This is a genomic window from Azospirillum aestuarii, from assembly GCF_016632405.1.
Taxonomy (GTDB): Bacteria; Pseudomonadota; Alphaproteobacteria; order Azospirillales; family Azospirillaceae; genus Azospirillum; species Azospirillum aestuarii.
The window spans coordinates 542,671-568,456 of record NZ_JAEPIV010000001.1 but is presented as its reverse complement, the minus strand read 5'-3'; the positions used below and the strand labels follow the sequence as shown (position 1 = coordinate 568,456).

Below are 25,786 nucleotides of genomic sequence, written 5' to 3'. Positions count from 1 at the left end.
CGACAGCCGCACCGGGCGCCTCAGATTGTGCACAAAATGGAGAAGGCCATGACCACCGGATCGACCACAGCCGGATCGGCCACCGCCGGTTCAAACGTCGAGCTGGTGAAGCTGCGCAAGTTCTATGGCTCCACCATCGCCGTGGACGGCATCGACCTGCGCATCGCCGCCGGCGCCTACTGCTGCCTGCTCGGCCCCAGCGGCTGCGGCAAGACCTCCACGCTGCGCATGATCGCCGGCCATGAGGACATCTCCGACGGCGACCTGCTGATCGGCGACACGGTGGTGAACGGAGAGCCGCCGGCCCGCCGCGGCACCGCCATGATGTTCCAGAGCTACGCTTTGTTCCCCCACCTCGACTGCACCGACAACGTCGCCTTCAGCCTGAAGATGAAGGGCGTGGCGAAGGAGGAGCGGCGGCGCCGCGCGCGGGAGATGCTGGACCTCGTCCACATGTCCCAGTACGCGGACCGGCTGCCCGCCCAGCTCTCCGGCGGCCAGCAGCAGCGCGTGGCTCTGGCCCGCGCGCTGATCACCCGGCCGGGCGTGCTCCTGCTCGACGAGCCGCTGTCGGCGCTCGACCCCTTCCTGCGCATCCGCATGCGCGAGGAGCTGAAGCGCCTGCACACCGAGCTCGGCATCACCTTCGTCCACGTCACCCACAGCCAGACCGAGGCGATGGCGCTGGCCGACCTCGTGGTGGTGATGAACCAGGGCCGGATCGAGCAGGCCGGCCCGCCGCGCGAGGTCTTCAACCAGCCTCGCACCGCCTTCGTCGCCCGCTTCATCGGCGGCCACAACGTGGTGGAGGACGCCGCGGGCCGCCGGGCCGTGCGGGCCGACCGCATCCTGCTGGGCCGGCCGGAGGGCGCCGACCATCAGGTGGAAGGCACCGTCCGCGCGCTGGAGTATCACGGCGCGTCGGTCCACCTGACGCTCGACGTGCCGGGTGCGGAGGACTTCGCCGTGGTGCTGGACGAATCCCGTTTCTACGACGCCCCGCTTGCCATCGGCGACCGCGTGACCGCGGGCTGGCGGGCGCGCGACGTCCACCCCCTGGTTGCCTGATTTCCCGAACCAATCCCCAAAACGACCGACCATACTGGAGGCACAGAGCATGACCGAGACGCGCACCGGCTCGCCCCTTTCCGCCGGGACCACCATGGGCGTCAGCCGCCGCACGCTGCTGAAGGGCACCGCCGCCGCCGCGGGTGTCGCCATCGGGTCGGGGGCGATCACCGGCTTCCCCACCATCTGGGCGCAGAACATCAAGAACGTCACGCTGCGCCAGTTCGGCACCGGCGTGTCGAACCTGAACGCCGTCGCCGACAAGGTGAAGGAGGATCTGGGCTTCACGCTGCAGATGACCGCGCTCGATTCGGACGCGGTGGCCCAACGCGCGGTGACCCAGCCGAAGTCCTACGACATCGCCGACATCGAATACTGGATCTGCAAGAAGGTCTTCCCGGCGGGCGTGATGCAGCCGATGGACGTGTCCAAGATCAAGAACTTCGACAAGATCGTACCGATCTTCGTCAACGGCAAGCTGACCCCGGAAAGCGCCGTCGCCCAGGGCACCGCCCCGCACACCGTCGGCTTCGTCGAAGGCAAGGACAGCATCAAGTTCGCCAAGTCGGCTACCCAGTGGATGACGCTGATCCCGACCATCTACAACGCCGACACGCTGGGCATCCGCCCCGATCTGGTCGGCCGCCCGATCACCAGCTGGACGGACCTGCTGGACCCGGCCTTCAAGGGCAAGGCGTCGATCATCAACATCCCCTCCATCGGCATCATGGACGCCGCCATGGTCTGCGAAGCCATGGGCGAGGTGAAGTACGGCGACAAGGGCAACATGACCAAGGAGGAGATCGACAAGACCCTCAAGATCATGACCGACGCCAAGAAGGCCGGCCAGTTCCGTGCCTTCTGGAAGACCTTCGACGAGAGCGTCAACCTGATGTCGTCGGGCGAGGTCATCATCCAGTCGATGTGGTCGCCGGCCGTGGCCGCCGTGCGCGCCAAGGGCATCCAGTGCGTCTACCAGCCGCTGAAGGAAGGCTACCGCGCCTGGGGCGGCGGCCTCGGCATCGCCAAGCATCTGAGCGGGCTGGAGCTGGAGGCGGCCTACGAGTACATCAACTGGTACCTGTCGGGCTGGGTCGGCGCCTATCTGAACCGCCAGGGCTATTACTCCGCCGTGCTCGACACCGCGAAGGAGCACATGTCGCCGGACGAGTGGGCCTTCTGGATGGAGGGCCAGCCGGCCAAGACCGACATCCTCAGCCCCGAGGGCAAGGTGATGGAGAAGGCCGGCGCGGTGCGCGACGGCGGGTCGTTCAAGGACCGCATGGGCCGCGTCGCCTGCTGGAACGCGGTGATGGACGAGGACCGCTACATGGTCCGCAAGTGGAACGAGTTCGTCGCGGCGTAACCTAGGCCCGTTTGCCCCCACCCTCCCGCCTTGCGGGTCCCTCCCTCCCCCGCCCAGCGGGGGAGGGTCAGGGTGGGGGCAAGACTCCCCCACACCAGCACTCCCCCACGGCACCGGACCCCTGCGCCATGACCGTCTCCGCCGTCCCATCCGAAGCGTCCAGCGCGTCCGCGGCACCGCGGAGCGGCGGGGTGCGCCGTTCCGTGCTGCGCCGGGTCGCCCCCTATCTCCAGGCCGGGCCGCTGGCGCTGACGCTGTTGGTCTTCCTGCTGATCCCCATCCTGACCATCGTCGCGGTCAGCTTCTGGGACTATGACAGCATCCGCATCTACCCGGACTTCGTGCTGACCAACTACGAGGAGCTGCTGACCTCGCCGGTCACCTGGAAGACCTACCTGAACACGGTGAAGTTCGCGGCGCTGACCTGGGTCATCACGCTGCTGATCGGCTTCACGGTGGCCTATTTCCTGGCCTTCCACGTCCGGTCCACGACATGGCAGATGGTGCTGTTCCTGGTCTGCACGATCCCGTTCTGGACCTCCAACATCATCCGCATGATCTCGTGGATTCCCTTCCTCGGGCGCAACGGGCTGCTGAATTCCGGGTTGATCTCCGCCGGGCTGATCGACCAGCCGCTGGAGTTCCTGCTGTTCTCCGACTTCGCGGTGGTGCTGGCCTTCGTACACCTCTACGCGCTGTTCATGGTGGTGCCCATCTTCAACTCGATGATGCGCCTCGACCGCGCCCTGGTCGAGGCGGCGCGCGACGGCGGCGCCAGCGCGGCGCAGGTGGTGTGGAACGTCATCCTGCCGCTGGCCAAGCCGGGCATCGCCATCGGCTCCATCTTCGTGGTCACGCTGGTGATGGGCGATTTCATCACCGTCCGCCTGATGAGCGGCGGGCAGAGCGCCTCGATCGGGTTGATGATCGCCAACGAGATCTCGCTGCTCCAATACCCCGCCGCCGCCGCGAACGCCGTCGTCTTGCTGGCCGTCGTCCTCATCATGGTCGTGGCGATGCTGCGCATCGTCGACATCCGCAAGGAGCTGTAAGCGATGACCGGCACCAGCGCCCGCCGCGGCCTGTCCTTCTACCTGCTCGCCGCCTTCTTCGGGCTGTTCGTCCTGTTCCTCTATGGGCCGATCGCCACCATCACCATCCTGTCCTTCCAGGGGCCGGAGGGCGGGCTGACCTTCCCGATGAACGGCGTCTCCCTCCACTGGTTCAAGAACCTGTTCGAGCAGCAGGCAGTGGGCGATTTCGGCGGGTCCTTCCGCCGCTCCATCGCGCTGGGGCTGACGGTGATGGTGCTGACGGTCCTGTTCTCGCTGCTCGCCGGCTTCGCCTTCCGCCGCCGCTTCCTGGGCAGCGGGGCACTGTTCTATCTGGCGGTGGCGAGCCTGATCGTGCCGTCGATCCTGGTCAGCCTGGGCATCGGCCTGCTCTTCAACATCCTGGGGATCGAGCCGACCTGGTACGGCTCGGCGCTCGGCGCGCATCTGACCTGGACGCTGCCCTTCGGCCTGCTGATCGTCTTCGCCATCTTCAACCGCTTCAACCCGGCCTACGAGGAGGCGGCGCGCGACCTCGGCGCCACGCCCTGGCAGACGGTGCGCCATGTGGTGCTGCCCATCCTCCTGCCCAGCCTGATCGGCGTCGGGCTGTTCGGCTTCACCCTGTCCTACGACGAGTTCGCGCGCACGCTGATGACCGCGGGGTCCTTCAACACCCTGCCGCTGGAGATCTACGGCATGACCACCAACGTCACGACGCCGGTGCTCTACGCGCTGGGCACGCTGACGACGCTGTTCTCCTTCACGGTGATCGGCCTGTTCCTCGCCGGGGTGATGATCCTGCGCCGCCGCCGGCTGCGGCGCACCGGCGCCGCCGCTTGAGGAAATAAGGACCACCATGCGCATCCTGGTCGTCAACCCGAACACCACCGCCTCGATGACCGCGAAGGCCGGGGATGCCGCCCGTGCCGTCGCGGCGCCGGGGACGGAGATCGTCGCCGCCAACCCGGCCATGGGTCCCGCCAGCATCGAGGGCTATTACGACGAGGCGCTGGCCGTCCCCGGCCTGCTGCAGGTGATCGCCGCCCACGAGCGTGCGGCGCCGGGCATCGACGGCGTCGTGATCGCCTGCTTCGACGATGTCGGGCTGGACGCCGCGCGCTGCCTGTCCGCCGTCCCGGTGGTCGGCATCTGCGAGGCGGCGATGAAGACCGCCACCCTGCTTGGCGGGCGGTTCAGCGTCGTCACCACCATGCCGCGCTCCGTCCCGGCGCTGGAGCATCTGTCGGGGCGCTACGGCGTGGCCGGGCGCTGCCGGGTGCGCGCCGCCGGCGTGCCGGTTCTGGCGCTGGAGGACCCGGCGTCGGGCGCCGTGGAGCGGGTGCGCGAGACCATCCGCCAAGCCATCGCCGAGGATGGGGCGGAGAGCGTCGTCCTGGGCTGCGCCGGCATGGCTGATCTGGCGCGCGCCCTGACCGCCGAGATGGGCGTGCCGGTGGTGGACGGCGTCACCGCCGCGGTGAAGCTGGTGGAGGGGCTGGCCGTGCTGGGCTTGCGCACCGGCAAGACCGGCGGTTACGCTTTCCCACTGCCCAAACCCTACGCCGGGGAGATGGCGCGCTTCGCCCCCGCCCCGCAACCCTGACCGGAGCGCCCTCATGCAAGGCTACCGCGTGCGCGTGATGAGCCGGGCCGAACTGGATCTGGCCGTGGATTGGGCGCGGGCCGAGGGCTGGAACCCCGGCCTGCACGACGCCGGGGCCTTCCACGCGGTGGACCCGGAGGGCTTCCTGATCGGGGAACTGGACGGCGAGCCGGCGGCCTGCATCTCCGTCGTCCGCTATCCCCAGAACTTCGGCTTCCTCGGCTTCTACATCGTGCGGCCCGAGATGCGCGGGCGCGGCCTCGGCTGGAACCTCTGGCGGGCCGGTCTGAAGCATCTGGAGGGCTGCACCGTCGGTCTGGACGGGGTGGTGGCGCAGCAGGACAACTACCGCAAGTCCGGCTTCGCGCTCGCGTACCGCAACATCCGTTATGGCGGCACGCCGCCCGCCGGAACCTCCTCCGCCGCGGCGCTGGCGGACGCGCGGACTGTACCCTTCGACAGGCTGCTGGAATGGGACCGCGCCCTGTTCCCGGCGCCGCGCGCCGGTTTCCTGTCCAACTGGATCGCCCTGCCCGGCGCCTCCGCACTCGCCGCCGTGCAGGACAAGGCGTTGCGGGGCTTCGGGGTGATCCGCCCCTGCCACATCGGCAGCAAGATCGGCCCGCTCTACGCCGCCGACCGCGGGACGGCGCGCGATCTGGCGCTGGCGCTCGCCGCCACGGCGGGAGAGGGTCCCATTTTCCTCGACGTGCCGGAGGTCAACCGCGACGCCGTCCTGCTGGCGGAGGAGTTGGGCCTGACTCCGCAGTTCGAAACTGCCCGCATGTATCTCGGCCCCGCCCCAACCATCGACACCGCGCGCCTGTACGGCGTGACGAGCTTTGAGTTGGGTTGAGCCGTAACAGTCCGTTACCAAACAGGGGAGTGCCGGACACACGCCGGCAACAGGGGACGCGCAGCATTGGGGCATCGGGATCACGATCCCGGCCTGATGAGAAGAGGGACACCCCCATGTCGCGCATCCTGATCGCCGCCATGACCACCGCCTTGACCGCCGCCTCCGTGCTGGTCAGCCTGGGCACCCAAGACGCCGCCGCCGCCGGCTGGGGACCGGATCATCGCGAGCCGCCGCGAATGGAGCGGGACCACCGCGGCCCCGACCTGCACCGCCCCGATCTGCATCGCCCTCCCCCGCCCGTCCACCGCGCGGCGCGGCATTGGAGGCCCGGCGACCGCCTGCCCGCCGCCTATGCATCGCGCCGCTACGTCATCGCCGCGCCAGCCGCGTATCATCTGCACCGGCCGCCGCGCGGGCATCACTGGGTCCGCGCCGGGTCGGACGCCGTTCTGGTGGCGTCCGGATCGGGCGTCATGGTCCGGATCGTTCCCGGCCTCTTCCGCTGAGGACACCCCCTTCCTTCATGGACCCGACCCGACCGGGCGGTCTACTCTCCCCCGAGTTGCACCGCCCGCTCCCGCGATGCCCGCTCCTTGAGATGAACGCTCCATGACGGACAGCCGTACCGCCCGGCCCTCGATCACCGATGCCCTGACCCTGCACAACGACGGCCGCGGCGACGAGGCGGAGCGGGCGTACCGCCAGATCCTGAAGCGTGAGCCGCGGAACCCCGACGCCTGGCATCTGCTGGGCGTGCTGCAGTCCGAGCGGGGCGACCACAACGCCGGCATCGCCAGCATCCGCACCGCCCTGTCGTTCCGGGAGGCGTTGGAATACCACCTGAATCTCGGCTCCGCCCTGCTCGATGCGGGCCGTGTGGACGAGGCCTTGGACGCCCTGATGGCGGCGCTGCGCCTCGGCCCGGACCGGGCGGACGTCCATTTCCGGCTGGGCAATCTGTTTCGCCTTCAGCGCCGGCCCAACGAAAGCGTCGCCGCCTACCGTCAGGCCATCGCGCTCCAGCCCGGTTTCGTGGAGGCGCTGAACAACCTCGGCTCGCTGTTCCTGGAGGTCGGGCAGACGGACGCCGCCATCGCCGCCTTCACCGACGCCATCCAGGCAGCACCGACCAACGCCGAGTCCCACTGCAACCTCGGCTACGCCCTGGACCAGCAGGACCGGTTGGGCGAGGCGGCGGCGGCCTACCGCGTCGCCCTGGCCTTCCGGCCCGATTTCGCCCTGGCTTGGTCCAACCTCGGCAACACGCTGAAAGGACAAGGCCATCTGCACCAGGCCATGGCCGCCTACCGTTCGGCGTTGACGCACCGTCCGGATTTCCCGATGGCGCACAGCAACATTCTGATGGCACAGCATTATGTCCCGGAGTGCGGAAACGCCGACTATCTCGCCGCCGCCCGCGATTGGGCCGAACGAAGCGGCGGCGGTCTTCCCGACACCGCTCGGGTGGTCCGCGACGACCGCCCCCGCCCGCTGCGCATCGGCTACGTCTCCAGCGACTTCAACAGCCATCCCGTCGGCTATTTCCTGGAAAGCGTCCTGCGGGCTCACGACCGTTCGGCGGTCACCGCCTTCGGCTACGCCAACAACGGCCGGACCGACGACGTGACGGAGAGCCTTCGCGCGGCTGCCGACGGATGGCGCCCGATCGTCGGCATGGACGACGCGACGGTGGCCGACCTGATCCGGCGGGACGGCATCGACATCCTCGTCGATCTCTCCGGCCACACCGGGAACAACCGCCTGACCCTGTTCGCCCGGCGGCCCGCGCCTATCCAGGCGAGCTGGCTTGGCTATTTCGGGACGACCGGCCTGCCGACGATGGACTGGATCATCGCCGACCGCCACGTCCTGCCGCCAGGGGAGGAGAGCTTGTTCACAGAGAAAGTCTGGCGCCTTCCCGACAGCTATCTGTGCTTCACACCGCCGGCGGATGAGGTGCCGGTCGGACCGCTCCCGGCGCTCTCCGGTGGCCCGGTCACGCTCGGCGCCTTCCACAACCGGGCCAAGATCACCCGGCCGACCGTCGCGCTGTGGGCGCAGGTCCTGGCCGCCCTGCCGCAAGCCCGCCTGCTGCTGAAATCACGTGAGTTCGGCGATTACGGCGTGCGGCAGGCCCTGCGCGACCAGTTCGCCGCGCACGGCGTCGCAGCGAACCGCCTGCGCATGGAAGGAAAGACGCCGCGGGCGGACTATTTCAACAGCCACAACCGCATCGACCTCGCGCTGTCCCCCACCCCCTTCGGCGGCGGCACGACGACGGCCGAAAGCCTGTGGATGGGCGTGCCGGTGGTCACCCTGCGCGGCGACCGCTGGGCGGGGCGGATCGGGGTCAGCTTCCTGGAAACGCTCGGCCTCGCCGACCGGCTGGTGGCGGACAGCCCGGAGGACTACGTCGCCAAGACCGCTGCTCTCGTCGGTGACCTGGAATCCCTGTCCGCCCTGCGCGCCGGCCTGCGGGAACGTATGCGTCAATCCCCCCTGTGCGACGCGCCGACCTTCGCCCGGTCGCTGGAGAAGGCCTACCGCTCGATGTGGCGCGCACCGTAAGGATGCCGCGGGCGTGCCAAAGGAAGTCCTTCCGATACGCCCTGGCACAACGGCGCCGGACATGCGTTGAAGGAACCGACGACGCAGCGGAAGCGAGGCCGAGACGCCGATGATGAAAGATCCCAAACAGATCGCGCGGGTTGCCCTGCAATCGGCCCGCGTCAATGTCGAGGTCTACGAAGCCTGCGGCCTGATCGACACGCCGTCGGCCCACGGCCTGCGCTACAAGATCGCCGTGCAGGCCAGCGACGTGAACGGCGACGAGTGCCGTTTCCCCTCCTGCGCCTGCACCTGGCCGGACTGCTCCCGCCAGGCGGAGGCGGGGGCGGCGGGCGATCAGCCCAGCGGCCCGACCGTCTCCACGTAACGCTCCATGGCGGCCACGCCGTCATCGGTCAGTTCGATGAAGACACGGCGACCGTCCTTGTCGTCGGCGATGCGCCGGACCAGCCCGCGGTCGTGCAGGTCGGTGATGCGGCGCAGCGCCGTGGTCTGGGCCACGCCGGACGCGATGCACAGCGACGACACGGAAATCCGCCGGCCCTGGAGATGATTGATCATCAGGTCCAGCAGCATGTCCCAGCAGGGGTCCTCGAACAGGCCCTTGGGGAAGAATTTCTCGCGGGCGGCGCGCTTGCGCCGGATCGCCGTCAGGATGCCCAGGCTGTCCGGCACACCACCCTCGGTCACCGCTTCGCAGGCCGGTTGAACCGCGGTCGTGATCGCCGCAGGAGACGTTGCGGGTTCGACCGCCGCGCGATGGGCCGCGACAAAGGGCATCACGCGGGCCGCCGCGGCCTCTCCGCGCAAGGCGCGCACCGTCTCGACCAGCGCCAGCCCATGGCGGTAGGCCTGTTCCAGCGCGTCGTCATGGCTGCCCATGGACAGCGGCGGACGATCCGTGACGGACGATGCGATGCCCTCCCCGCCACCGAGGACACGGGCGAGCGCGCGCTCGATCTGCGCCTCATCCTCCGGGTCGGTCACCACATCGGCGGCGTCGAGCCGCAGGGCGCGCACCACGTCGTCCGCCTCCGGATTGCGGGCGAAGAGGATGCAGGCGAGCCCGCGGTGGGTGCGGTGCAGCCGCTCCATCAGCGCCAGACCATCGAACCAGGGAGATCCGCCGTCCACGAACACGACGCCGACGCTGCGATCCACGTCGAGCAGGCCCAGCGCCGAAATGACGTCGCGCGTGTCCTGCACCCGGTGGCCGAGCCGCAGCGCGCAGTCACGGATGCCGGCGATGGCCGCGCTGTCGTTGCCGATGATCAGAATCGACGGCGCCGCCGCGTAACTCGGTGCCGAGTAATTCTGCGCTGCTTCACTGGCCGCCGTTTGACCAGCCGCCATATGACCAGTCAGCGTGAAGCGCTCCGCCGAACGCGAAACCAGGGACCGTTGCATGCCGCTCTCACCCGCATCAGATCGCGCACCGGTTGGCCGGCGGCGGTGTCAGGCCCGGAGCGGCGCCCCGATGCGGCGGAACGCTCCGCCACCTCCAGGTACCCGCTTGGAACCGTCAATCATTCGTTGGGTGATGTATAGCATTACCCCGTTCGAACGCGTATCAACGGCGGTTGATACTTTTCCATCGGAGTAACCGGCGGTTTATTATTGCATATTAATCATTATCGTCAAGATTCGTCAGATTCCAATGCATAACCGACCCCACGGACGGTAACGATCGGCGAGGACGTGCCGTCGTCCAGCCGCATCTTGCGGCGCAGCCGGGTGATCAACGTATCCACCGTATGCTCGCTGATGGAGCGCGGGTCGCGGTTGCTGATCACATCCAGCAGATATTCGCGGCTGACCGGGTTTGGCCGCATGGCCGCCAGCGCCGCCAGGATGTTGAACTCCCCCGTCGTCAAAGCGAGGTAGGAGCCGTCGGGACGGAACAGCGCACGGCGCACGAGATCCAGACGCCATCCCTGGAAGGTCAGAGGCGCGTCGGGCGACGGAACCGCTCCCCCCTCCGCGGAGGCAGGCGGAACGGCGGACGCTCCGGAGCGGCGCAGCAGGTTGCGGATGCGGATCAGCAGTTCCAGCAGGTCGACCGGCTTGGTCACATAGTCGCCGCCGTGGGACAGGCCGGCGACGCGGTCGGTCGGGCTGTCGCGCCCGGTCACGAAGATCAGCGGAACGGTTTCCCCCAACCGCAGCCGTTCGGCCAAGGCCAGCCCGTCGCAATCCGGCAGGTTGATGTCCAGCAACACGAGATCGGGCCGGTCCTGTGCGATGCGGGCGGTCAGTTCCGCCCCATTCGCGGCCCGCAGCACCCGCAATCCCTGATGCTCCAGATAGGTGGCGATCAAATCCTGCGTTTCCGGCGAGTCCTCGACCACCAGCACGGTCCGTCCGGCCAGTTCCGATCCGACACTCATGATGCCCTGCCCGCCACGACCGCTCCCGTCCCAACCACCCTTGTCGCCGTCATGTCAGTCCCGCCTCCCCATTTTCGATGGCGTGCAGGGCGGCGTGCAGCCGGTCCCGAAGCGCCGCCGCATCTCCTTGCATGGAAGCGGTCCCCCCGCCTCCGTTTTCGACGGCCTGCGCCGTCCGCTCCAGCGCCCGCGCCGCGGCGCTCACCTCCGGAAAGCCATAGGTGCCGCCGCTGCCCTTCATGCGGTGCGCCGCGTCGACTACGCGCCGGGGCGCCGATTCCGGGTCATCGAGAACCGCCAGCACCTCTCGGCAGGCCAGGGCGAAGCGGTCCATCAACCGCGCCCGGTCCGCGCTTGACAGACCTCCCGTGACCGGTGCCCCGGTGAGCGGCGCCTGCTGGACCGTGAAGGACGGAGCGGGTGCGCAGGAGCCGGACGGCGCGTGGCGGGCAAGCGCGTCCTGAAGCGCGTCGGGGTCCACCGGCTTCGCCACCACCTCGTCGACACCGGCGTCCAGATAGTCCGCCCGATCCTCCGGAGAACTGTTGGCGGTCACCGCGATCACTGGCACCAGAGCCCGTTCCGCGTCGGACAACGCGCGGATGCGCCGCGTCACCTCCACCCCGTCGATACCCGGAAGCCGCATGTCGAGCAGCACGACGTCCACGACGCGGGTGGCCAGAACCGCCAGAGCCTCCTCCCCGCTGTCCACATAGACGGCGCGGTGACCGCCCGGCGCCAAATACTCGCGAAGGATGGCCTGGTTCTCCGGCGCGTCCTCCACCACCAGGATGTCGAGGCTCCCCGGAACGGGCATCGGCGCGGCGCGGCCCGGCGACGGATCGGCCACCGGCAACGGGCGTGTCGGCAGCGAAACGGTGAAGAGGGAGCCGCCACCCGGCCGACCCTCCAGGCAAACGTCGCCCCCCATCAGCCGGACGAGCCCGTTGACAATGGCAAGGCCGAGTCCGGCGCCATCGCGGCGGTTGCCTTCGAGCCGGCTCCCCTCCAAACGATGAAAGGGCTCGAAGATGATGGCCTGCGCCGCCCGCGGCACGCCGGGCCCGCTGTCCGCCACGGTCAGGCACAAAACGACGGTCCCGCTTTCCGTGCCCGCCGGCGCCGGCTTCGCGGTCAGCGATACCTCCACCCCGCCGCGTTCGGTGAACTTCACGGCGTTGCTCAGCAGGTTCAGAACGATTTGGCGCAGACGCAATGGATCGATCCAAAAGCGCGCCGCCCCCAGCCCGCTGACCGACAGGGACAGGTCGAGGCCCTTCTCCTCGGCGCCCGCGCGCATCAGCGCCACGGCGTCCTCCACCAGCGCGACCACATCGGTCGGCTGGGGATGCAGTTCCATCCGGCCCGCCTCCAGCCGCGACAGGTCGAGGATGGTGTCGAGCATCGAGACGAGATGCCGCCCCGCCCCGTCGGCGACGCGCAGCCGCTCGTCCAGCTGGTCGGTCGGTCCCTCGCGGCGGATCACCCGCACCATGCCCAGAACGGCGTTCAGCGGCGTCCGGACCTCGTGGCTGAGGTTGGCGAGGAAGCGCTCCAGCATCGCGGACTTGTCCGACAGGGCGCGTGTGCGCTCGGCGATCTGGCGCTCCAGCCCCTCGTTGAGGGCGGCCAGTTCCTGCGACAGCCGGCGTTCGTTGAGAAAGGCCGTCTCCACCCGCCGACCCAGCACCAGCGCGTGGCTGAACAGGAACAGCAGCGCCCCGTAGGGCACGAGGTCGATGCTTTCGAAGAAATGCGCGTACATCAGCGCGTCGTGCACCACCGACCCCAGGAAGGCCAGCGCCCCCGCCCCAAGCAGAAGCGCGCCCGCGTGGCGGCGCAGGGCGGCCACGGCGAGGCGCCACGCGAAATACAGGGCCGACAGCACCAGCAGCAGGCTCGCCAGATCGCGAAACCGGGTGAACTGCGCCGGTTCGGTCACCAGCACCAGGAACATGCCCGGCACCGCGACCGCCATCATGGCGCGCCCGACCCCACGGTGCAAACATCCGGGAAACAGTTCGCGCAGCAGGTGAAAGTAGATCGGGTAGAACATGTAGATCGGCAGATATTCCAGCCGGTAGGCCCAGACATCCGACACGCCGGGGAAGAAGACGCGCAGCAGTTCGCTGGTGCAGATCAGCCGCATGGCGCAGGCGGCCAGCAGCATGACCAGGAACAGCGGGGCCGCCGACAGGCGGCGGCGCAGGAAGGCGCCGATGAACAGCGCCATCAGGGACAGCGACATCAACGCCCCGGCGTTGGTCATCAACTGGCGCTGCCACAGCCGCGACAGCCCGCCGTTGGCGTCGAGATAGATCGTGCGCCCGATCCCGCCTTCGAAATGGAAATGGTTGGAGACCTCGACCGCCAGTTCGATCGCCCGCTGCCCGCCATGCAGCGTGACGAACCGGGAGACGGACGATGGCTGCTCCTGCGCGGCGGCCACGGCCGGAACCCCCGCGGAGGCGACCGAGCGGCCGTCCACCCACACCCGCATGGCGGAATTGACCGGCGGTATCTTCAGCGTCAGCGGCGGCATGCCGGGCGGCAGGAGGATCTTGAGGCGGAAGGTGGCGGCCCCCATCCCGCCCATTCGCTGCCCATCCGGGCGCTCGGCCCCGTTCCAGATCGCCGGCAGGGTGAAGGGCGTCCACAGCCGGCCATCCGGCTCCGGCAGGGGATTCAGGCTTTCCTCGCCGGCCAGACGGTCCCAGGACACCAGCCATTCGCCGTCCAGGGACACTGGACCGTCAAGATCGGCGTACCATCCACGCAGATCGAGCACGCCGCCCTCCGCCTGCGGCAGGACCGAGGCCAGGGCCGGAGCGGTGCAAAAAAGAGCGAGGAGCAGAATCGCGCCCAGCCGCCGGGTTGCACGCGCAAGGAAAGCGCTCATGAACGGCACGACGGCAGACGGCAGAGGCACCAGGGCAAAGTTCCTTCGACAGGCGCATGGCACGGGCCGCGGCCCGACCCGCAGGTCGAAAGGCGCCGAGCCACTCCCATCATGAGGGGTATCGCAAAACGGTTGTTGCGGAAATACCGATGCACCCAGGCATTTAAAGCCGAAACCCCATGAAACCGAAACCGGCCGCGCTGCGAAGTATAATCAGCCATCGACGTAACAACGACTCAGAAATTCGCAACAAGCTTCATCAATCGTAAATCCTATAGGAATTATGGTTTTTAACCTCTCAGTCGGGGACACGTGCTGTATTTGGCATCAGCCGACGGACAGGACGATTCCAACAGGAACCGCTAATGGAATGAGCGTCTGGAACCGCCCTTATAATGACGGTTTCCCAGACGCTCCATCCCGGTGCGGCCAATCGGCCAGCGCGCCGGGTGCGGTCAGGCCATGGCCTTCATCTGCTTGTCCATGCGGGCGAGCACGGCCATCACCTCCTTGCAGCGGCTCTTCACGTCCTCGTCGGTTTCCGGGATGCCGTCCTGGGAGGAGATGTTGCGCCAATCCTTCAGAAAGGCCTTCAACTCGGGCATCTTCGGCAACTGGGTGCCGACGCCGCGGATGTCCTCCTTCCACAGATCCTGATAGTCGCTCACCGTCTTCGCCGTCTTCAGCTTCTTCGCCAGGGACAGCATGTACTTCTCGAGAATCTCGCGCCCCTTGGCGCGCACCTTGTCGGCCTTCTCGATGGCGTCCTTCATGCCCTCATAGTCATCGACGATCTTGTCGCCGAGCGAGGACTGGTTGAAGGCGACGAAGAGCTGGTCGGCGGCCTTGGCGACCTTCTCCGCGTGGGCGGCGGAGTCCTTCGGAATCAGCTTGTTGGATTTGAACTTCTTCGCCGTCGCCTCGGCCAGATCGCGGAGCTTCTGGAGCTGGGTGCGCAGCGGCTCGACCGAGCGCTTGTACTCCGCCCGTGCCTCGTCCAGCAGCGAATCGAGATCGTCCAGCGTGGCGTTGCTGGGAGCGTTCACCGACACGCTCAGCGTCTTCCAGTTGATGGCGCCATGCGCCTTGTCCACCGCCTTCATCGCGTCGCCGATGCCGGTCTTGCCGGCGATCTTGGCGATGGCGCCCTTCTTCTTGTCCCAATCCTTCTGGGTCAGGATGTCCGGGATGTCGATGCGCTTCAGGGGACCACCCATGTCTCAGCTCCTCCGCTTAACCAAACATTCACCCTATCCGTCCGCATGGTAGGAGGCGGGCGTCCCCCTCGGAATCGGCGATTGCTCCTCTCCCACCGCTACCGGAACCGATTGGGTCCAAAACGGCGGCTTCCCTCCCCGCCTCATTTCAGCGGCCACCCACCAGCTGCACCACGCCCTTGCAGACGGTGGCGAACTCCTTGATGAGGTCGGTGATCTGGCGCGCGGTGTAGTCGGGCGGCACGCGCATCGGCGGCCCGTCGCCGCCCTGCCCGGCCCAGGGGGCGAGCTTCCGGCGGTAAAAGTCCGGATCGGCGCGCAGCCCGTCCAGCGCTTTCGCCGCGGCGAGCTGGGCGGCGAGATCGCGGGCCAGCGCCGGGAACAGCTCGTTGTAGGTCTCCGGCGTCGGCTTGGCGCGCACCTTGGCGACTCCGGCGGCGGCGCGGGCGAGCGCGCCGTTGATGTTCGCCTCCCACCGCTTCTGCGCCCGCTCCGCCGACGCGGTGTCCTTCTCGGCCTGGGCGGCCTGCGCCTTGAAGCGATCGGCGTCCGCGCCGATGTCCGCCTCCAGATCGGCGAGGTCCTTGGCGAGCGCCTTCATCGCCCGCTCGCAGGCCGCCGCCGCGGCCTTGTCGCCACGGCTGGCCACATCCTGATTCAGGGCCTCGTCCAACGCCTTTCCGAGCGCGGCCAGATAGGCCTTGCGCGCCTTCACGACGTCCTTTCCGGCGGCCACGAGATCCTTCGCGGCCTCGTCGCCGGCCGTGGCGGCGCGGTGGACGGCGTCGCCGGACTTCAGCGCCTTGACCAGCGCGGCGTCGCCGTTCAGCGCGGCGGCGACCGCCTTGGCATCCTTCGGCCGGTGCTTCGCCGTTGCAGCCTCGAAGCGCTTGCGTGTCGCGGTCCAGCGCTGCTCGTAGGGGACATGCGCCATGGCGGCCCGCCCGTTCCGGTGCTACGCGACGGCCGGCTGGAGGCGATCCTCCAGAGAGCGGATGGCGGCCCAGTCGCGCTCGAACACAGCACGGTCCGGATGCGCCAGATATATCTTCGCCAGCACCTGCGTCAGATCGAGCGTCGGCACCACCTCGTCCCCGAGCCGCGGCACCAGGGCGTAGCCACGCACGCTCGCCATCCCGTCCAGAATGGAGAGATCCGGCAGCGCCTCAACCCGGCCCGACACCAGAACCGGCAGATACAGCACCATCGCGTCGGCCAGGAACCGGTAATGGCCGTCGAGCAGCGGCCCGACCACCGCCGCCCCATCGAAGGCGTCGACCAGCAGATCCACCTGATCGTGCCCGGTGCCCGCCGCGATGGCGGTGGTGGAGCCGGCCGGCCCCATGGCGCGCGCCGCGATCTCCACCAGCGCCGGACCGCGGGCGGTCATCCGCACCTCGGCGTGGCCGGCGCCGTCGGTGATCTCCAGCGCGTCGAGAACCCGGCGGATGTAGGCCATCAGCGCCTGCGCCACCGGCTCCTCCGGCGGCAGAAGCCGGTAGTAATCGTAGACGAAGGGCGACCCGTTCAGCGCCCGCTTGGCGGACAGCAGCACGTCGCAGACATAGTGGCGCCCGCCGCGGCTGACCGTATTGACGACATATTCAAGCCCGTCGAGGTAGGTCTGCACGAGCACCCGCTCGTTGGCCGAACCGCAGAAGTCGCGGCTGCCCAGGATGGCGTCCACGGCGGCGCGGAGTTGCGCCGGGGTGTCGCAGAAATAGACATGGTCGGTGGAAGCGCTGGCCATCGGCTTCGCCACCACCGGCCAGCCCGCCTGCGCCGCCCATTCCACCGCCTCGGCGGCGTCGGTCGCCATGGTCTGGCGGGCGGTCAGCAGGCCGGCGGCGGCCAGCCGCTCGATCATCATGAACTTGTTGCGGCGCGCGGCGGTCAGCTTCGGGCTGTTGCCCGGCGTGCCCAGGACGGCGCCCAGCGCATCGGTCAGTTCCACCGCGGACTCATTGCCCGGCAGGATGAAGGCCGGGGCCAGCGGGCGCAACCGCTCGGCCAGCGCGTCGAGATCGCCGCGGTCGCCGTCAAGGAGGATGTGCGCCGCGAAGTCGTCGGGCTGATAGCTGCGCAGCAGCGACGGGGCGAGGTCCGGGCGGCTCTGCACCGCGACCACGTCGTAGCCCCGCGCGCGCAGGCGCGGCGCCAGAAGGATGCCGGTGGAATAGGGATCGACGACAACCGCCGTCTTGCGGGGCGCGCTCATGGCGTGGTCTCCATCACGGCGTCCTGAGGCACAGCCGGCACCGCCTCGACCGGGCGCGCGTAGGTGACCAGCGGCACGGGACCGTCCAGTTCCACCGAACGCCCGATCCAGCCGGCCTCGATCACCGCCTTCTGCTCCTCCAGCTCCGGCACGGCGAAGACGCGCTCGCTGCCCGGCACCCAGGCGGGCGGCGCCGCCCCGAGGTCGCGGTGCAGCAGGTAGCGCAGCCGACCGCTGGCGTGCATGACCAGAACCCGGCGCACCAGGAAGCCGCCGGACAGCAGGTTCGACAGGCTGCGCGGGTTCGACAGGGCAACGCGCGAGAACAGATGCGGGCGCCCGGCCCCCAGGGCGTGGAGCGTGCGCAGCGTGACCAGCAGCCGTTGCAGCCCGTTGCCGCGGAAGTCCGGGTGGACCATGCAACTCGCCATGTGGGCGGTGGCGGTAACGGCGGGCCGAGCGCCCGGCAGATCGTCCACGAAGGCCGGCATGCCGGGCAAGGGCAGACCCAGGATGGCGCAGCCGATCAGCCGCCCCTCGGTCTCCAGCCCCAGCGTCACTCCGCGCTCGCCCAGATGCAGCCCGGCGAACTCCGGCGTTTCGGGGAAATAGGCGTCGATGTCCGGCAACTGCCCGAAGATGTAGCCGCGGAACGCCTCCAGCGCCGGCAGGTCGGCAGGGCCGAGAAAGCGGATGCGGTAGGGAACGCAGACCGGCTGGCCGCGCCGGACGCGCAGCTTGCCCGTGTGGACCGTCTGTTCGGGGGATAAGAGGACCGTCATGTCAGGCGTCCTGGACGATTTCGGCGATGTTGAGCAGGCGCATCGGCGGGTAGAGGTCCAGTTGCTTGGCCGCCCCGATGCGCAGCAGCAGGGAGAAGCGGTTCAGCGTCTCCACCGGGATGCCGTCGGCGGGCTTGGCCCCGGTCAGGATCTCCACCGCCTTCAGCCCGGCGAAGCGCCCGACGTTGACCGCCGGGCTGACCAGCCCCATCAGCAGGTTGGCCCGGCGGATCGGCAGCTCGGTGGAGCAGAAGGTGGCCAGCCGGTGGGCCAATGCCTGTTCCGCCACCACCGCGTTGTTGTTGGAGGCGACCAGCGTGTCCGGCCCGATGTAGACCAGTTCCGCCCCGGCGCGCGCCGCGTCGGCGATCAGGTCCGGGATGGCGGCGGCCTGCGGCGCGCCGGAGGCGTCGCGCGGCAGGGCGGCGTCGTGGACCTCCACGCCCTGGCGGGCGGCCTCCTCCTTCAGGTCGCGCACGGCGACCACCATGTTGTCCTCCGCCGGGTTGTAGACCGCGGCGATCTTCTTCCAGCGCCGGTAGGACAGCATCGTCTTCATCTGCACCGCGACCGGCGCGATGTGCCGCGTGCCGGTGACCGCGCGCCCCGGACGGTCGAGCGCGCGCACGACGCGCGACGCCACCGGGTCGGTGACCGAGGTGAAGACCACCGGCACGTCGGTCAGGAAGCGCGATGGGTCGGGATCGTCGTAGCGCCCGACCGTCGCCAGGGTCAGCGGCGTGAAGACCGTCACCACCAAGTCGGGCTTGGACGCCCGGATCTCCGGCAGCAGCGTCGGCATGGCGGAGGCCTGCGGCACCTCGCGCACCTCCACCGTGGCGGACAGTCCGCTCGACGCGATGAAGTCGCGCAGGCCCAGCACGTCGCCCACATCCTTGCGCGGGGTCAGCACGACGATGCGCGCCGGCTTGGCGGAGGTGAAGGTCCTGGCCGTCTGCGCAAAAGCCGGGAAGCCGCCGGCCGCCAGCGTTCCGGCGGTCAACGTTCCAGCGGTGAGGGCACCCGTCAGGACAGTGCGGCGGGACAGGCTCATGCGGGGGTCCTCTGCGGAAGGTCGGCGGGCGGGCGCGGGCGGAACAGGGCGCTCAGCAGCAGTTGCACGGCGACGCAGGCCGCCAGCACCGCGCCGATGCCCTTCAGCGCCCCGGCGTAGCCGTAATGGGCCAGGAACAACCCGGCCAGGAAAGGGGCGATGACCGAACCCAGCCGCTCGATCAGGCGGAACATGCCGATCACCGTGGTCTCGCCCAGCGCCGCCCGTTCCTTGACGCAGACATCGGCGAGCATGGCGAGCTGCGGCGCGCCGAGCATGGCGTGCGCCACCCCCAGCAGCGCGACCCCGGCCAGCGCCGTGCCGAGCGACCCCGGCATCGACAGCACCCAGGCCGCCCCGGCGGCGACCAGCCCGCCCGCCACCAGGAAGCCGATGCGCTGGCCCGAGCGGTCCGACAGCTTCGCCGCCATCGGCGACACCACGATCATCAGCAGCCAGTAGAGCAGCAGCACGCGCCCGATCCAGGACTGGCTGACCCCCTGGTCGTCCAGCGCCAGCGGCAACAGGAAGAACAGAAGCGCGGTCAATCCCAGCTTGGCCGGAACCGCGCTGAAGACGGCCAGACCGACGAAGCGCGGGTTGCGCAGGCACAGCGCGGCGTCCGCCAGACGCAGGCCGCGGCTGGACTTGGCCTGCGCCGCGCGCACCCGCGGCAGCACCTGCCACGCCATGAAGGCAGCCAGCAGCGCCAGCCCGGCGGAGATCAGGAAGGTCGTGCGGAACCCGACCTGCCCGGCGATCACGCCGCCGATGGCCGGGCCGCAGACACCGGCGCTGAGGATGCCGCCGGCGTACATGGCGATGGCCTGGGCGCGCTGCTTGGGGTCGGTGGCGTCGATGACGAAGCCCTGGGCGGCGATGAAGACGCTGGCGTAACCGATGGCGGTCAGGCAGCGCGCGACGACGAGCTGGATGAGGTCGGTGGCGAGGCCGGAGCCGACCAGACCGACGAAGGAGAGCAGCGCCCCGCCGAGGAACACCGCCCGCCGCCCGCGCCGTTCCGACATGCTTCCGGCGATCGGCTGGCTGACCGCCCACAGCAGCATGAACAGGGCGATGGGCGCGCCGATGACCATCTCCATCGACAGGCCGGGCACCGGTTCGAACAGCTGCTTGATGTAGACGGACAGGAAGGTGCGAGTCAGCTCCTCCGCCAAGGAGAAGATGAAGATGGCGAAGCGCAGTTCCACCACCCGCTGCATCATGCCGATCTTGGTCATGGCCGGCTCGGACGCGGACATGTCGGCCTTGTGCTGCACGCTGTCCAGCGCCCAGTCGACGGCGCGCGACAGCTCGCCCACCTCGTCGCGGTTGCGCAGGGCGACGCGCACGCCGAGATGCCCGTCGGCGGCCTGCTTCATCACCGCCGTCACCCGGCGCAGCGGCGCCGCGACGGAGGAGCCGACAACCAGCAGCAGGATCTCGATGTTCAGCAGGATGGCGACGATCAGCACGGAACCGAGATCGAACACCACCTCGTTCATGGCGGAGCGGACATAGCCGGAATCGACGCCGACATGCAGCCGCGCCTCGTCGTTGCCCTCCAAGGGCAGGACGGTGTCGAGGAATTGCGGGGACTCGCCGTCCGGCGGGGCGTCCGCCACGGTCAGGCGGGTGCCGGAGCGCGCCTCCTCGGTCCCGGAAAAGGCGTGGAGGCGCCCGCCGATCTCCAGCGCCAGATACTTGACGTCCGGGTTGGCGGCCAGCGCGTCGGACAGCAGCTCGTCCACCCCGACCAGCTTGTCCAGCTCGAAGCCGAGCGCCACGGCGCGGTCGATCTGCGCCACCACGTAGGAGCCGACGACCTCGGCCTTGCGGGCCAGCTCCGGTTCGATCAGCGGGCGGAACAGCGTGTTGACGTGGTTGGTCTGGACCGCGAGGCTGACCAGCATCAGGACGGACACGACGCCCGTCAGCATCCAGTTCAGGCGGCGGATGAAGGACAGCTTCATGGCGTGACTCCCGCCGGGCGCGCGTCCTCCGCCGCCGGTTTGGCGGGTTGGGGAGGGTCCTCCTCCGCGCCGTGCCGCTGCTGTTCCAGGATGCGGTCGGTAAAGTCCTTCAGGCCGGGGGCGAAGGCGACCAGCTCCGGAGTCAGGTTGGGCGGCTCGCCCATGCCCAGCTGGTTGATGCTGACGGTCATCTCGCGCAGCCGCCGCTGGATCGGGCGCAGCAGCAGCCAGACCGCGATCATGGTGACCAGCAGCCCGGTCACCAGATTGATGCCGCCGGACAGCAGCAGGTCCGGGATGGTGCCGCGGATGCCCGCCTGCACCTCGCCCAGCGAATAGGTCAAGGCGACGCCGCCGGCCACGCCGCCGAAGGCGTTGCGGATGCCGAGCAGAAGCGCCTGGCTGTCGCCGTCGGCCACGGCGGCCACCCGGTCGGACTTGCCGTCGCGCGCGAAGGCCGCCTTCCAGCCGACGGGGATCGCCCCCACCGGCCCGCCGTGTCCCGCCCCCCGGCCCGCCGCCGCCAGCACCTCGCCCGTGTCGGTGAACAGGACCAGACCGGTGATCCGGTCATCCCGTGCCATCGCGCGCTGGATCAGCGCGTCGAGATTTCGCAGGGCCGTGATGGACACGCCGAGGCTGACGGCGCCCTCGACCTCCCCCGCCAGCCCGCGGAGCGCGACGGTGAAGCGGGACGCCACGGTGTCCTCCACCATGCGCTCCATCTTCAGATAGGAGAGCGCCGCGGTGGAGAGCAGCGCGAAACAGAGCGCCACCTGCAGCAGCAGAATGATCTTGGTCGTCAGGGTCAGGCGCATGGGTCCGGTGCCGGCAAGGGATGCGGCCAACCTTACGCGCATCGCGCAAGCCGCCGATTCCAAGACGGGTCCAGTCTGGAGAAGACCCCGGCGACATGGCTCCGCTCCGGCCCGACCCCGCCAGACGCGCACTCTCGCCTGCCGCGCCACAACCGAAAAGGGCAGTCCATTGAATTTGACTTATCAAATCAAGAACAGATGACGCGGCAAATTCGTCGTCTTATGCCTTTCCGCCTAATCCATAGAAATTTTGCGGAATTTTGAGACATTTCCCGATCGCTCTATTTTGGACCATGATTGCATCCATGATGGTTTGCTTTGCGTGGTAATCCTTAAGCACAGCAATCCATGCACCCAACGGGGAAGGGCTTCGATGCGGATCGAGTTGGAGCGACCCTTGGCGTGGCCGGTGCGCCCGGTCCAGACCAGCGCCGGCCTTCATGTTTCGGCGACGTCCATCCTGATCGCCTGCGCGGATCGCGCGCTGGGCATCGGCATGCACGACGCCTTCGAACGCAACGGCCACCGCATCCATGTGACCCACGACCCCATCGCGGCGCTCGACACGCTGGAGGCGGACGGCAGCATCGGCATCGTGGCGGTGGAGCTGGCCCTGCCCCATTTCGACGGGCTGGCGTTGGTCGAGCGGATGCGCAAGAGCGTGCAGCGGCATCTCCAGGTCATCGTCGTCGCACCCAACGCCACGGCGGCCGACGTCGTCCGCGCCATGCATCTGCGCGCGGCGGATTTCGTCAGCGACCCGCAGGACGGCAGCCAGCTCCACGGTGCGCTCGCCCGCGCCCTGGCCGCCCATCAGGCGGCGGCCCCGTTGCCCGCCCCGGCCCCGCCCGCCGGCAACGGCGAGTTGCATGGCGCGCTGGAGGACGCCTACCGTCACGGCCTCGCCCTGATCGAAGCGGTGAAGGCTCTGCGCGAAGGCCAGCCGGCGGTTGCCGCCCCGGTTCCGGCTCCCGCACCGGCCGTTCCGTCCTCCGCCCCCGCCGCAACGGGAGAGAACCGGCGCTTGGCGGTGTTGAGGGCGCTCCAGCAATCCCGCGTCGCCCGCGACAAGTATTTCCCGAAGGGGCTGTTCGAGGACCCCTGCTGGGACATGCTGCTGGACCTGATGGCCAACCATCTGCGCGGGCGGCGGATTTCCGTGTCGTCGCTGTGCATGGCCTCCGGCGTGGCCCAGACCACGGCGCTGCGGCGGATCACCGAACTGCACGACCGGGGGCTGGTGCGCCGGATCGCCGACGAGAAGGACGGCCGCCGCGTGTTCATCGAGCTGACCGAGCAGGGGATCGCCGCCCTGTCCGGCTATGTCGAGCACATCCAGGAGCTGACCTGACCGGACCGGCGCGAATTGGCCCGGTCCGGCGAGGTTCCCGCCCAGACTGCTTCAACCGGGACCTGTCCCGGATCGACAGCGCACCCCGAAAGCGGCCAACATCGCGGTAAGGAACGCCCTGCGCGCAGGACGGCGGAGACCCGATGGCCGACCAGAAACTGAAGGATGTGATCGTCGTCGCGACCCCCACGGAGGGGATCGGCCCGACATCCTCCCTGCCCACGCGCCCGGCGACGCCCAGCGAGGAGCCGGACCGCCAGCGCATGGCCGAACGGCTGCGCGCCCAGGGCTGGAGCTACCGCCGCATCGCGGAAGAACTTCAGGTTTCCTACATTCTGGTGTCGCGCTGGCTGGGGGGCGACGGCGCCACCCCCACCGGTCCACGCACGCCCCCCGCCGCCGCGGCCCCCTCCCCGCCGCCGCCCGCGCCCGGCGGAACGCGGACGGCCAAGGCGACCAAGACGACCAAGGCCGCGAAGGCGGCGGCTACGGCTGCGGCGGCCAACGCCGACGATGACGTTCTGGCCCTCCAGTTCCGCGCCTTCGAACAGTATGTGCGCGAGGTCATCGACGCGATGGAGACGCGGCACGAGACGCTTCTTGAGCGCCAGGAGGACTTGATCCAGGCGCTCGACACGGAGCGTGCCGCCGCCCGTGCGCGGGAAGAGGAGCTGCTCGCCACCCTCGACCAGGAGCGCCAGCGCTGGTCCGAAGCCGAGGACCGCTTCCGCGAGGAACTGGAGCGCTTCAAGGCGGAGATGCGCCGCGGCCAGAGCGCGGCGAACGCGGTCGCCGTTGCCGCCACGGCTCTCGGCGGCGACGACGATGAGAAGGAAGAAGAATCCTCGGATTTCTCCGCCTTCAGCTTCGACGATGAGGACGAGGACGAGGCAAAGGACGACGACGATGCGGGCGGCGGTGATGCCAATGCCTTCAATTTCGATGACGAGGAGGACGAGGACGAGGACGGCGGCAATCCCTTCAGCTTCGACACCGACGATGCGGAGGAGAAGACCGAAGACGAAGCGACCGACTCGGCGGACAACTCCGACGACGACGGCGATCCCTTCAGCTTCGACGATGACGAAGCGGAGGAGACGGCCGAGGACGCCCCCGCCAAGACAGATGCGGAACCGGACGAGGACCCGTTCTCCTTCGACACCGACGACGAACCGGACGAGCCCAAGTCCGGAACCAAGCCGACCGAAACCAAGCCGATCGAAACCAAGCCGGCTGGAACCACAAAGGCCGACGCCGAGGACGATCCCTTCTCCTTCGACGACGAGCCGGAGCCGGAACCCGAACCGGAGGCTCCGCCGAAGAAAAAGGGTCTCTTCGGCTTCTGGCGCAAATGAGGCCCTGTGCCGGGGTCTTGAGAATACGGCCAACACACACGTTTGCGTGTTGATCGCGCCCCGCCGCAAGTTGTATGACATGGCGCATGATTCAACCGCGCCGCCTCCTGTCCGCCGCCGAGCGTTTCGACTGGCTCCGTCTGATCCGATCGGAGAATGTCGGGCCGATCACCTTCCATCGGCTGCTGGAGCGGTTCGGCAGCGCCGGGGCCGCGCTGGAGGCGTTGCCCGATCTCGCCAAGCGCGGCGGACGGACCAAGCCGCTGCGCATTGCGCCGAAGGCGGACATCGAGCGCGAGTTGCGTGCCAACGACCGCATCGGCGCCCGGCTGCTCTGCTCCTGCGAGCCCGACTATCCGGAACCGCTGGCGGCGCTGGACGACGCGCCACCGGTTGTGTCGATCCTCGGCCACCCGCATCTCCTGCAACGGCGCGCGGTGGCGCTGGTCGGCGCGCGCAACGCCTCGATGAACGGCAAGAAATTCGCCGAGCGGCTGGCGCGGGAGCTGGGAGAGGCCGGATTGCTGGTCGTCTCCGGGCTGGCGCGGGGGATCGACACGGCGGCCCACGCCGGGGCGCTCGGCAGCGGAACCGCGGCGGTGGTGGCGGGCGGCGCCGACGTCGTCTACCCGCCGGAGAACGAGACACTTTACCGCGACATAGTGCAGCAGGGAGTTATCGTGGCGGAAAGCCCGGTCGGCACCACGCCGCAGGCCCGCCATTTCCCGCGCCGCAACCGGCTGATCTCAGGCTTATCGCTGGGGGTCCTGGTGGTCGAGGCGGCGCTGCGCTCCGGTTCGCTCATCACCGCCCGCATGGCGCTGGAACAGGGGCGGGAGGTCATGGCCGTTCCCGGCTCGCCGCTCGACCCGCGCTGTCAGGGCACCAACAATCTTCTGCGTCAGGGGGCGGCCTTGGTGGAAGGGGTGGACGATGTGCTGCGGGCACTGGACAGCCTGTCATCGCCGGTCCTGCGGGAACGCCAGGGCGATCTGTTCGCGCAATCCCGCCCGATGCCTCCGTCCGAGTCGGACCTCGATGCGGCGCGTGCCATCATCCTGGAAAACCTCGGCCATACACCGGTTGCCATTGACGAACTCGTCCGCGGGTGCCAATTGTCCGCTCCGGTGGTGTTGACCGTGGTGCTGGAACTTGAGCTTGCGGGCCGTGTCCAGCGCCAACCTGGGAATCAGGTGAACCTGATCTGATCCCG

22 protein-coding genes are annotated in these 25,786 nt (G+C 69.0%); 12 read left to right on the top strand and 10 right to left on the bottom strand.

Annotation, left to right across the window (positions count from 1 at the left end; translation table 11 throughout):
* Positions 1–48: 48 nt before the first annotated feature.
* The 9 genes from JJL56_RS02575 (at position 49) to JJL56_RS02535 (ending at position 8,886) form a co-directional block, all read left to right on the top strand.
* Positions 49–1,068 (top strand): ABC transporter ATP-binding protein, encoded by a 1,020-nt coding sequence (locus JJL56_RS02575; protein ID WP_200484080.1) that lies wholly within the window; start codon positions 49–51, stop codon positions 1,066–1,068.
* A gap of 49 nt (positions 1,069–1,117) precedes the next feature.
* The gene (locus tag JJL56_RS02570) at positions 1,118–2,434 is read left to right on the top strand and encodes an ABC transporter substrate-binding protein (RefSeq protein ID WP_200484079.1); all 1,317 of its coding nucleotides are present in this window, start codon (positions 1,118–1,120) and stop codon (positions 2,432–2,434) included.
* A gap of 128 nt (positions 2,435–2,562) precedes the next feature.
* Positions 2,563–3,486: an ABC transporter permease gene (locus JJL56_RS02565; protein ID WP_200484078.1), complete on the top strand. Its 924-nt coding sequence runs from the start codon at positions 2,563–2,565 to the stop codon at positions 3,484–3,486.
* A gap of 3 nt (positions 3,487–3,489) precedes the next feature.
* Positions 3,490–4,329, top strand: a complete 840-nt coding sequence (locus JJL56_RS02560) for an ABC transporter permease (RefSeq protein WP_200484077.1) — start codon at positions 3,490–3,492, stop codon at positions 4,327–4,329.
* Positions 4,330–4,345: 16 nt separating this feature from the next.
* Positions 4,346–5,092, top strand: coding sequence for an aspartate/glutamate racemase family protein (locus JJL56_RS02555; RefSeq protein WP_200484076.1), 747 nt, complete (start codon positions 4,346–4,348; stop codon positions 5,090–5,092).
* A 13-nt stretch (positions 5,093–5,105) separates the two neighbouring features.
* Positions 5,106–5,948, top strand: a complete 843-nt coding sequence (locus tag JJL56_RS02550; protein ID WP_200484075.1) for a GNAT family N-acetyltransferase — start codon at positions 5,106–5,108, stop codon at positions 5,946–5,948.
* A gap of 116 nt (positions 5,949–6,064) precedes the next feature.
* The gene (locus tag JJL56_RS02545; protein ID WP_200484074.1) at positions 6,065–6,457 is read left to right on the top strand and encodes an RcnB family protein; all 393 of its coding nucleotides are present in this window, start codon (positions 6,065–6,067) and stop codon (positions 6,455–6,457) included.
* A 103-nt stretch (positions 6,458–6,560) separates the two neighbouring features.
* A complete protein-coding gene (locus tag JJL56_RS02540; RefSeq protein WP_200484073.1) occupies positions 6,561–8,519 on the top strand; it encodes an O-linked N-acetylglucosamine transferase, SPINDLY family protein in 1,959 nt (652 codons plus the stop codon).
* Positions 8,520–8,628: 109 nt separating this feature from the next.
* Entirely contained in the window at positions 8,629–8,886 is a 258-nt protein-coding gene (locus JJL56_RS02535) for a hypothetical protein (RefSeq protein WP_200484072.1), read from the top strand.
* On the opposite strand, the gene JJL56_RS02530 is transcribed toward JJL56_RS02535, so the two are convergent.
* The 10 genes from JJL56_RS02530 to JJL56_RS02485 form a co-directional block, all read right to left on the bottom strand.
* Positions 8,856–9,926, bottom strand: coding sequence for a response regulator (locus tag JJL56_RS02530; protein ID WP_145623768.1), 1,071 nt, complete (start codon positions 9,924–9,926; stop codon positions 8,856–8,858). The genes JJL56_RS02535 and JJL56_RS02530 overlap by 31 nt on opposite strands.
* A 230-nt stretch (positions 9,927–10,156) precedes the next feature.
* Complete coding sequence (locus JJL56_RS02525) at positions 10,157–10,906, bottom strand: response regulator transcription factor (RefSeq protein WP_145623769.1); 750 nt, start codon at positions 10,904–10,906, stop codon at positions 10,157–10,159.
* Positions 10,907–10,955: 49 nt separating this feature from the next.
* Entirely contained in the window at positions 10,956–13,805 is a 2,850-nt protein-coding gene (locus tag JJL56_RS02520) for a response regulator (RefSeq protein WP_211111741.1), read from the bottom strand.
* Positions 13,806–14,260: 455 nt separating this feature from the next.
* Positions 14,261–15,022 (bottom strand): hypothetical protein, encoded by a 762-nt coding sequence (locus tag JJL56_RS02515; RefSeq protein WP_145623772.1) that lies wholly within the window; start codon positions 15,020–15,022, stop codon positions 14,261–14,263.
* A 148-nt stretch (positions 15,023–15,170) separates the two neighbouring features.
* The gene (locus tag JJL56_RS02510; RefSeq protein ID WP_145623773.1) at positions 15,171–15,956 is read right to left on the bottom strand and encodes a hypothetical protein; all 786 of its coding nucleotides are present in this window, start codon (positions 15,954–15,956) and stop codon (positions 15,171–15,173) included.
* 21 nt (positions 15,957–15,977) lie between these two features.
* Positions 15,978–17,240 carry an ATP-grasp domain-containing protein gene (locus JJL56_RS02505; protein WP_145623774.1) on the bottom strand — a complete coding sequence of 421 codons (1,263 nt, stop codon included), beginning with the start codon at positions 17,238–17,240 and terminating at the stop codon, positions 15,978–15,980.
* Positions 17,237–18,022: a GNAT family N-acetyltransferase gene (locus JJL56_RS02500; RefSeq protein WP_200484070.1), complete on the bottom strand. Its 786-nt coding sequence runs from the start codon at positions 18,020–18,022 to the stop codon at positions 17,237–17,239. The genes JJL56_RS02505 and JJL56_RS02500 overlap by 4 nt, the downstream gene beginning before the upstream one ends.
* A 1-nt stretch (position 18,023) precedes the next feature.
* Positions 18,024–19,076 (bottom strand): ABC transporter substrate binding protein, encoded by a 1,053-nt coding sequence (locus tag JJL56_RS02495; RefSeq protein WP_145623775.1) that lies wholly within the window; start codon positions 19,074–19,076, stop codon positions 18,024–18,026.
* Positions 19,073–21,049, bottom strand: a complete 1,977-nt coding sequence (locus JJL56_RS02490; protein WP_145623776.1) for an MFS transporter — start codon at positions 21,047–21,049, stop codon at positions 19,073–19,075. Before JJL56_RS02490 ends, JJL56_RS02495 begins: the two co-directional genes overlap by 4 nt.
* Positions 21,046–21,867, bottom strand: a complete 822-nt coding sequence (locus tag JJL56_RS02485) for a hypothetical protein (protein WP_200484069.1) — start codon at positions 21,865–21,867, stop codon at positions 21,046–21,048. Before JJL56_RS02485 ends, JJL56_RS02490 begins: the two co-directional genes overlap by 4 nt.
* A 373-nt stretch (positions 21,868–22,240) precedes the next feature.
* On the opposite strand from JJL56_RS02485, the gene JJL56_RS02480 reads away from it, so the two are divergent.
* The 3 genes from JJL56_RS02480 (at position 22,241) to dprA (ending at position 25,781) form a co-directional block, all read left to right on the top strand.
* A complete protein-coding gene (locus JJL56_RS02480) occupies positions 22,241–23,218 on the top strand; it encodes a response regulator transcription factor (protein ID WP_145623778.1) in 978 nt (325 codons plus the stop codon).
* Positions 23,219–23,361: 143 nt separating this feature from the next.
* Positions 23,362–24,573, top strand: a complete 1,212-nt coding sequence (locus JJL56_RS02475) for a helix-turn-helix domain-containing protein (RefSeq protein WP_200484068.1) — start codon at positions 23,362–23,364, stop codon at positions 24,571–24,573.
* Positions 24,574–24,659: 86 nt separating this feature from the next.
* The gene (dprA, locus tag JJL56_RS02470) at positions 24,660–25,781 is read left to right on the top strand and encodes a DNA-processing protein DprA (protein ID WP_200484067.1); all 1,122 of its coding nucleotides are present in this window, start codon (positions 24,660–24,662) and stop codon (positions 25,779–25,781) included.
* Positions 25,782–25,786 lie beyond the last annotated feature (5 nt).

Bases quoted from the DNA above. Each gene is read 5' to 3' on its own strand.
- JJL56_RS02575 (WP_200484080.1), top strand. From the start codon at position 49: ATGACCACCGGATCGACCACAGCCGGATCGGCCACCGCCGGTTCAAAC.
- JJL56_RS02570 (WP_200484079.1), top strand. From the start codon at position 1,118: ATGACCGAGACGCGCACCGGCTCGCCCCTTTCCGCCGGGACCACCATG.
- JJL56_RS02565 (WP_200484078.1), top strand. From the start codon at position 2,563: ATGACCGTCTCCGCCGTCCCATCCGAAGCGTCCAGCGCGTCCGCGGCA.
- JJL56_RS02560 (WP_200484077.1), top strand. From the start codon at position 3,490: ATGACCGGCACCAGCGCCCGCCGCGGCCTGTCCTTCTACCTGCTCGCC.
- JJL56_RS02555 (WP_200484076.1), top strand. From the start codon at position 4,346: ATGCGCATCCTGGTCGTCAACCCGAACACCACCGCCTCGATGACCGCG.
- JJL56_RS02550 (WP_200484075.1), top strand. From the start codon at position 5,106: ATGCAAGGCTACCGCGTGCGCGTGATGAGCCGGGCCGAACTGGATCTG.
- JJL56_RS02545 (WP_200484074.1), top strand. From the start codon at position 6,065: ATGTCGCGCATCCTGATCGCCGCCATGACCACCGCCTTGACCGCCGCC.
- JJL56_RS02540 (WP_200484073.1), top strand. From the start codon at position 6,561: ATGACGGACAGCCGTACCGCCCGGCCCTCGATCACCGATGCCCTGACC.
- JJL56_RS02535 (WP_200484072.1), top strand. From the start codon at position 8,629: ATGATGAAAGATCCCAAACAGATCGCGCGGGTTGCCCTGCAATCGGCC.
- JJL56_RS02530 (WP_145623768.1), bottom strand. From the start codon at position 9,926: ATGCAACGGTCCCTGGTTTCGCGTTCGGCGGAGCGCTTCACGCTGACT.
- JJL56_RS02525 (WP_145623769.1), bottom strand. From the start codon at position 10,906: ATGAGTGTCGGATCGGAACTGGCCGGACGGACCGTGCTGGTGGTCGAG.
- JJL56_RS02520 (WP_211111741.1), bottom strand. From the start codon at position 13,805: ATGAGCGCTTTCCTTGCGCGTGCAACCCGGCGGCTGGGCGCGATTCTG.
- JJL56_RS02515 (WP_145623772.1), bottom strand. From the start codon at position 15,022: ATGGGTGGTCCCCTGAAGCGCATCGACATCCCGGACATCCTGACCCAG.
- JJL56_RS02510 (WP_145623773.1), bottom strand. From the start codon at position 15,956: ATGGCGCATGTCCCCTACGAGCAGCGCTGGACCGCGACACGCAAGCGC.
- JJL56_RS02505 (WP_145623774.1), bottom strand. From the start codon at position 17,240: ATGAGCGCGCCCCGCAAGACGGCGGTTGTCGTCGATCCCTATTCCACC.
- JJL56_RS02500 (WP_200484070.1), bottom strand. From the start codon at position 18,022: ATGACGGTCCTCTTATCCCCCGAACAGACGGTCCACACGGGCAAGCTG.
- JJL56_RS02495 (WP_145623775.1), bottom strand. From the start codon at position 19,076: ATGAGCCTGTCCCGCCGCACTGTCCTGACGGGTGCCCTCACCGCTGGA.
- JJL56_RS02490 (WP_145623776.1), bottom strand. From the start codon at position 21,049: ATGAAGCTGTCCTTCATCCGCCGCCTGAACTGGATGCTGACGGGCGTC.
- JJL56_RS02485 (WP_200484069.1), bottom strand. From the start codon at position 21,867: ATGCGCCTGACCCTGACGACCAAGATCATTCTGCTGCTGCAGGTGGCG.
- JJL56_RS02480 (WP_145623778.1), top strand. From the start codon at position 22,241: ATGCGGATCGAGTTGGAGCGACCCTTGGCGTGGCCGGTGCGCCCGGTC.
- JJL56_RS02475 (WP_200484068.1), top strand. From the start codon at position 23,362: ATGGCCGACCAGAAACTGAAGGATGTGATCGTCGTCGCGACCCCCACG.
- dprA (WP_200484067.1), top strand. From the start codon at position 24,660: ATGATTCAACCGCGCCGCCTCCTGTCCGCCGCCGAGCGTTTCGACTGG.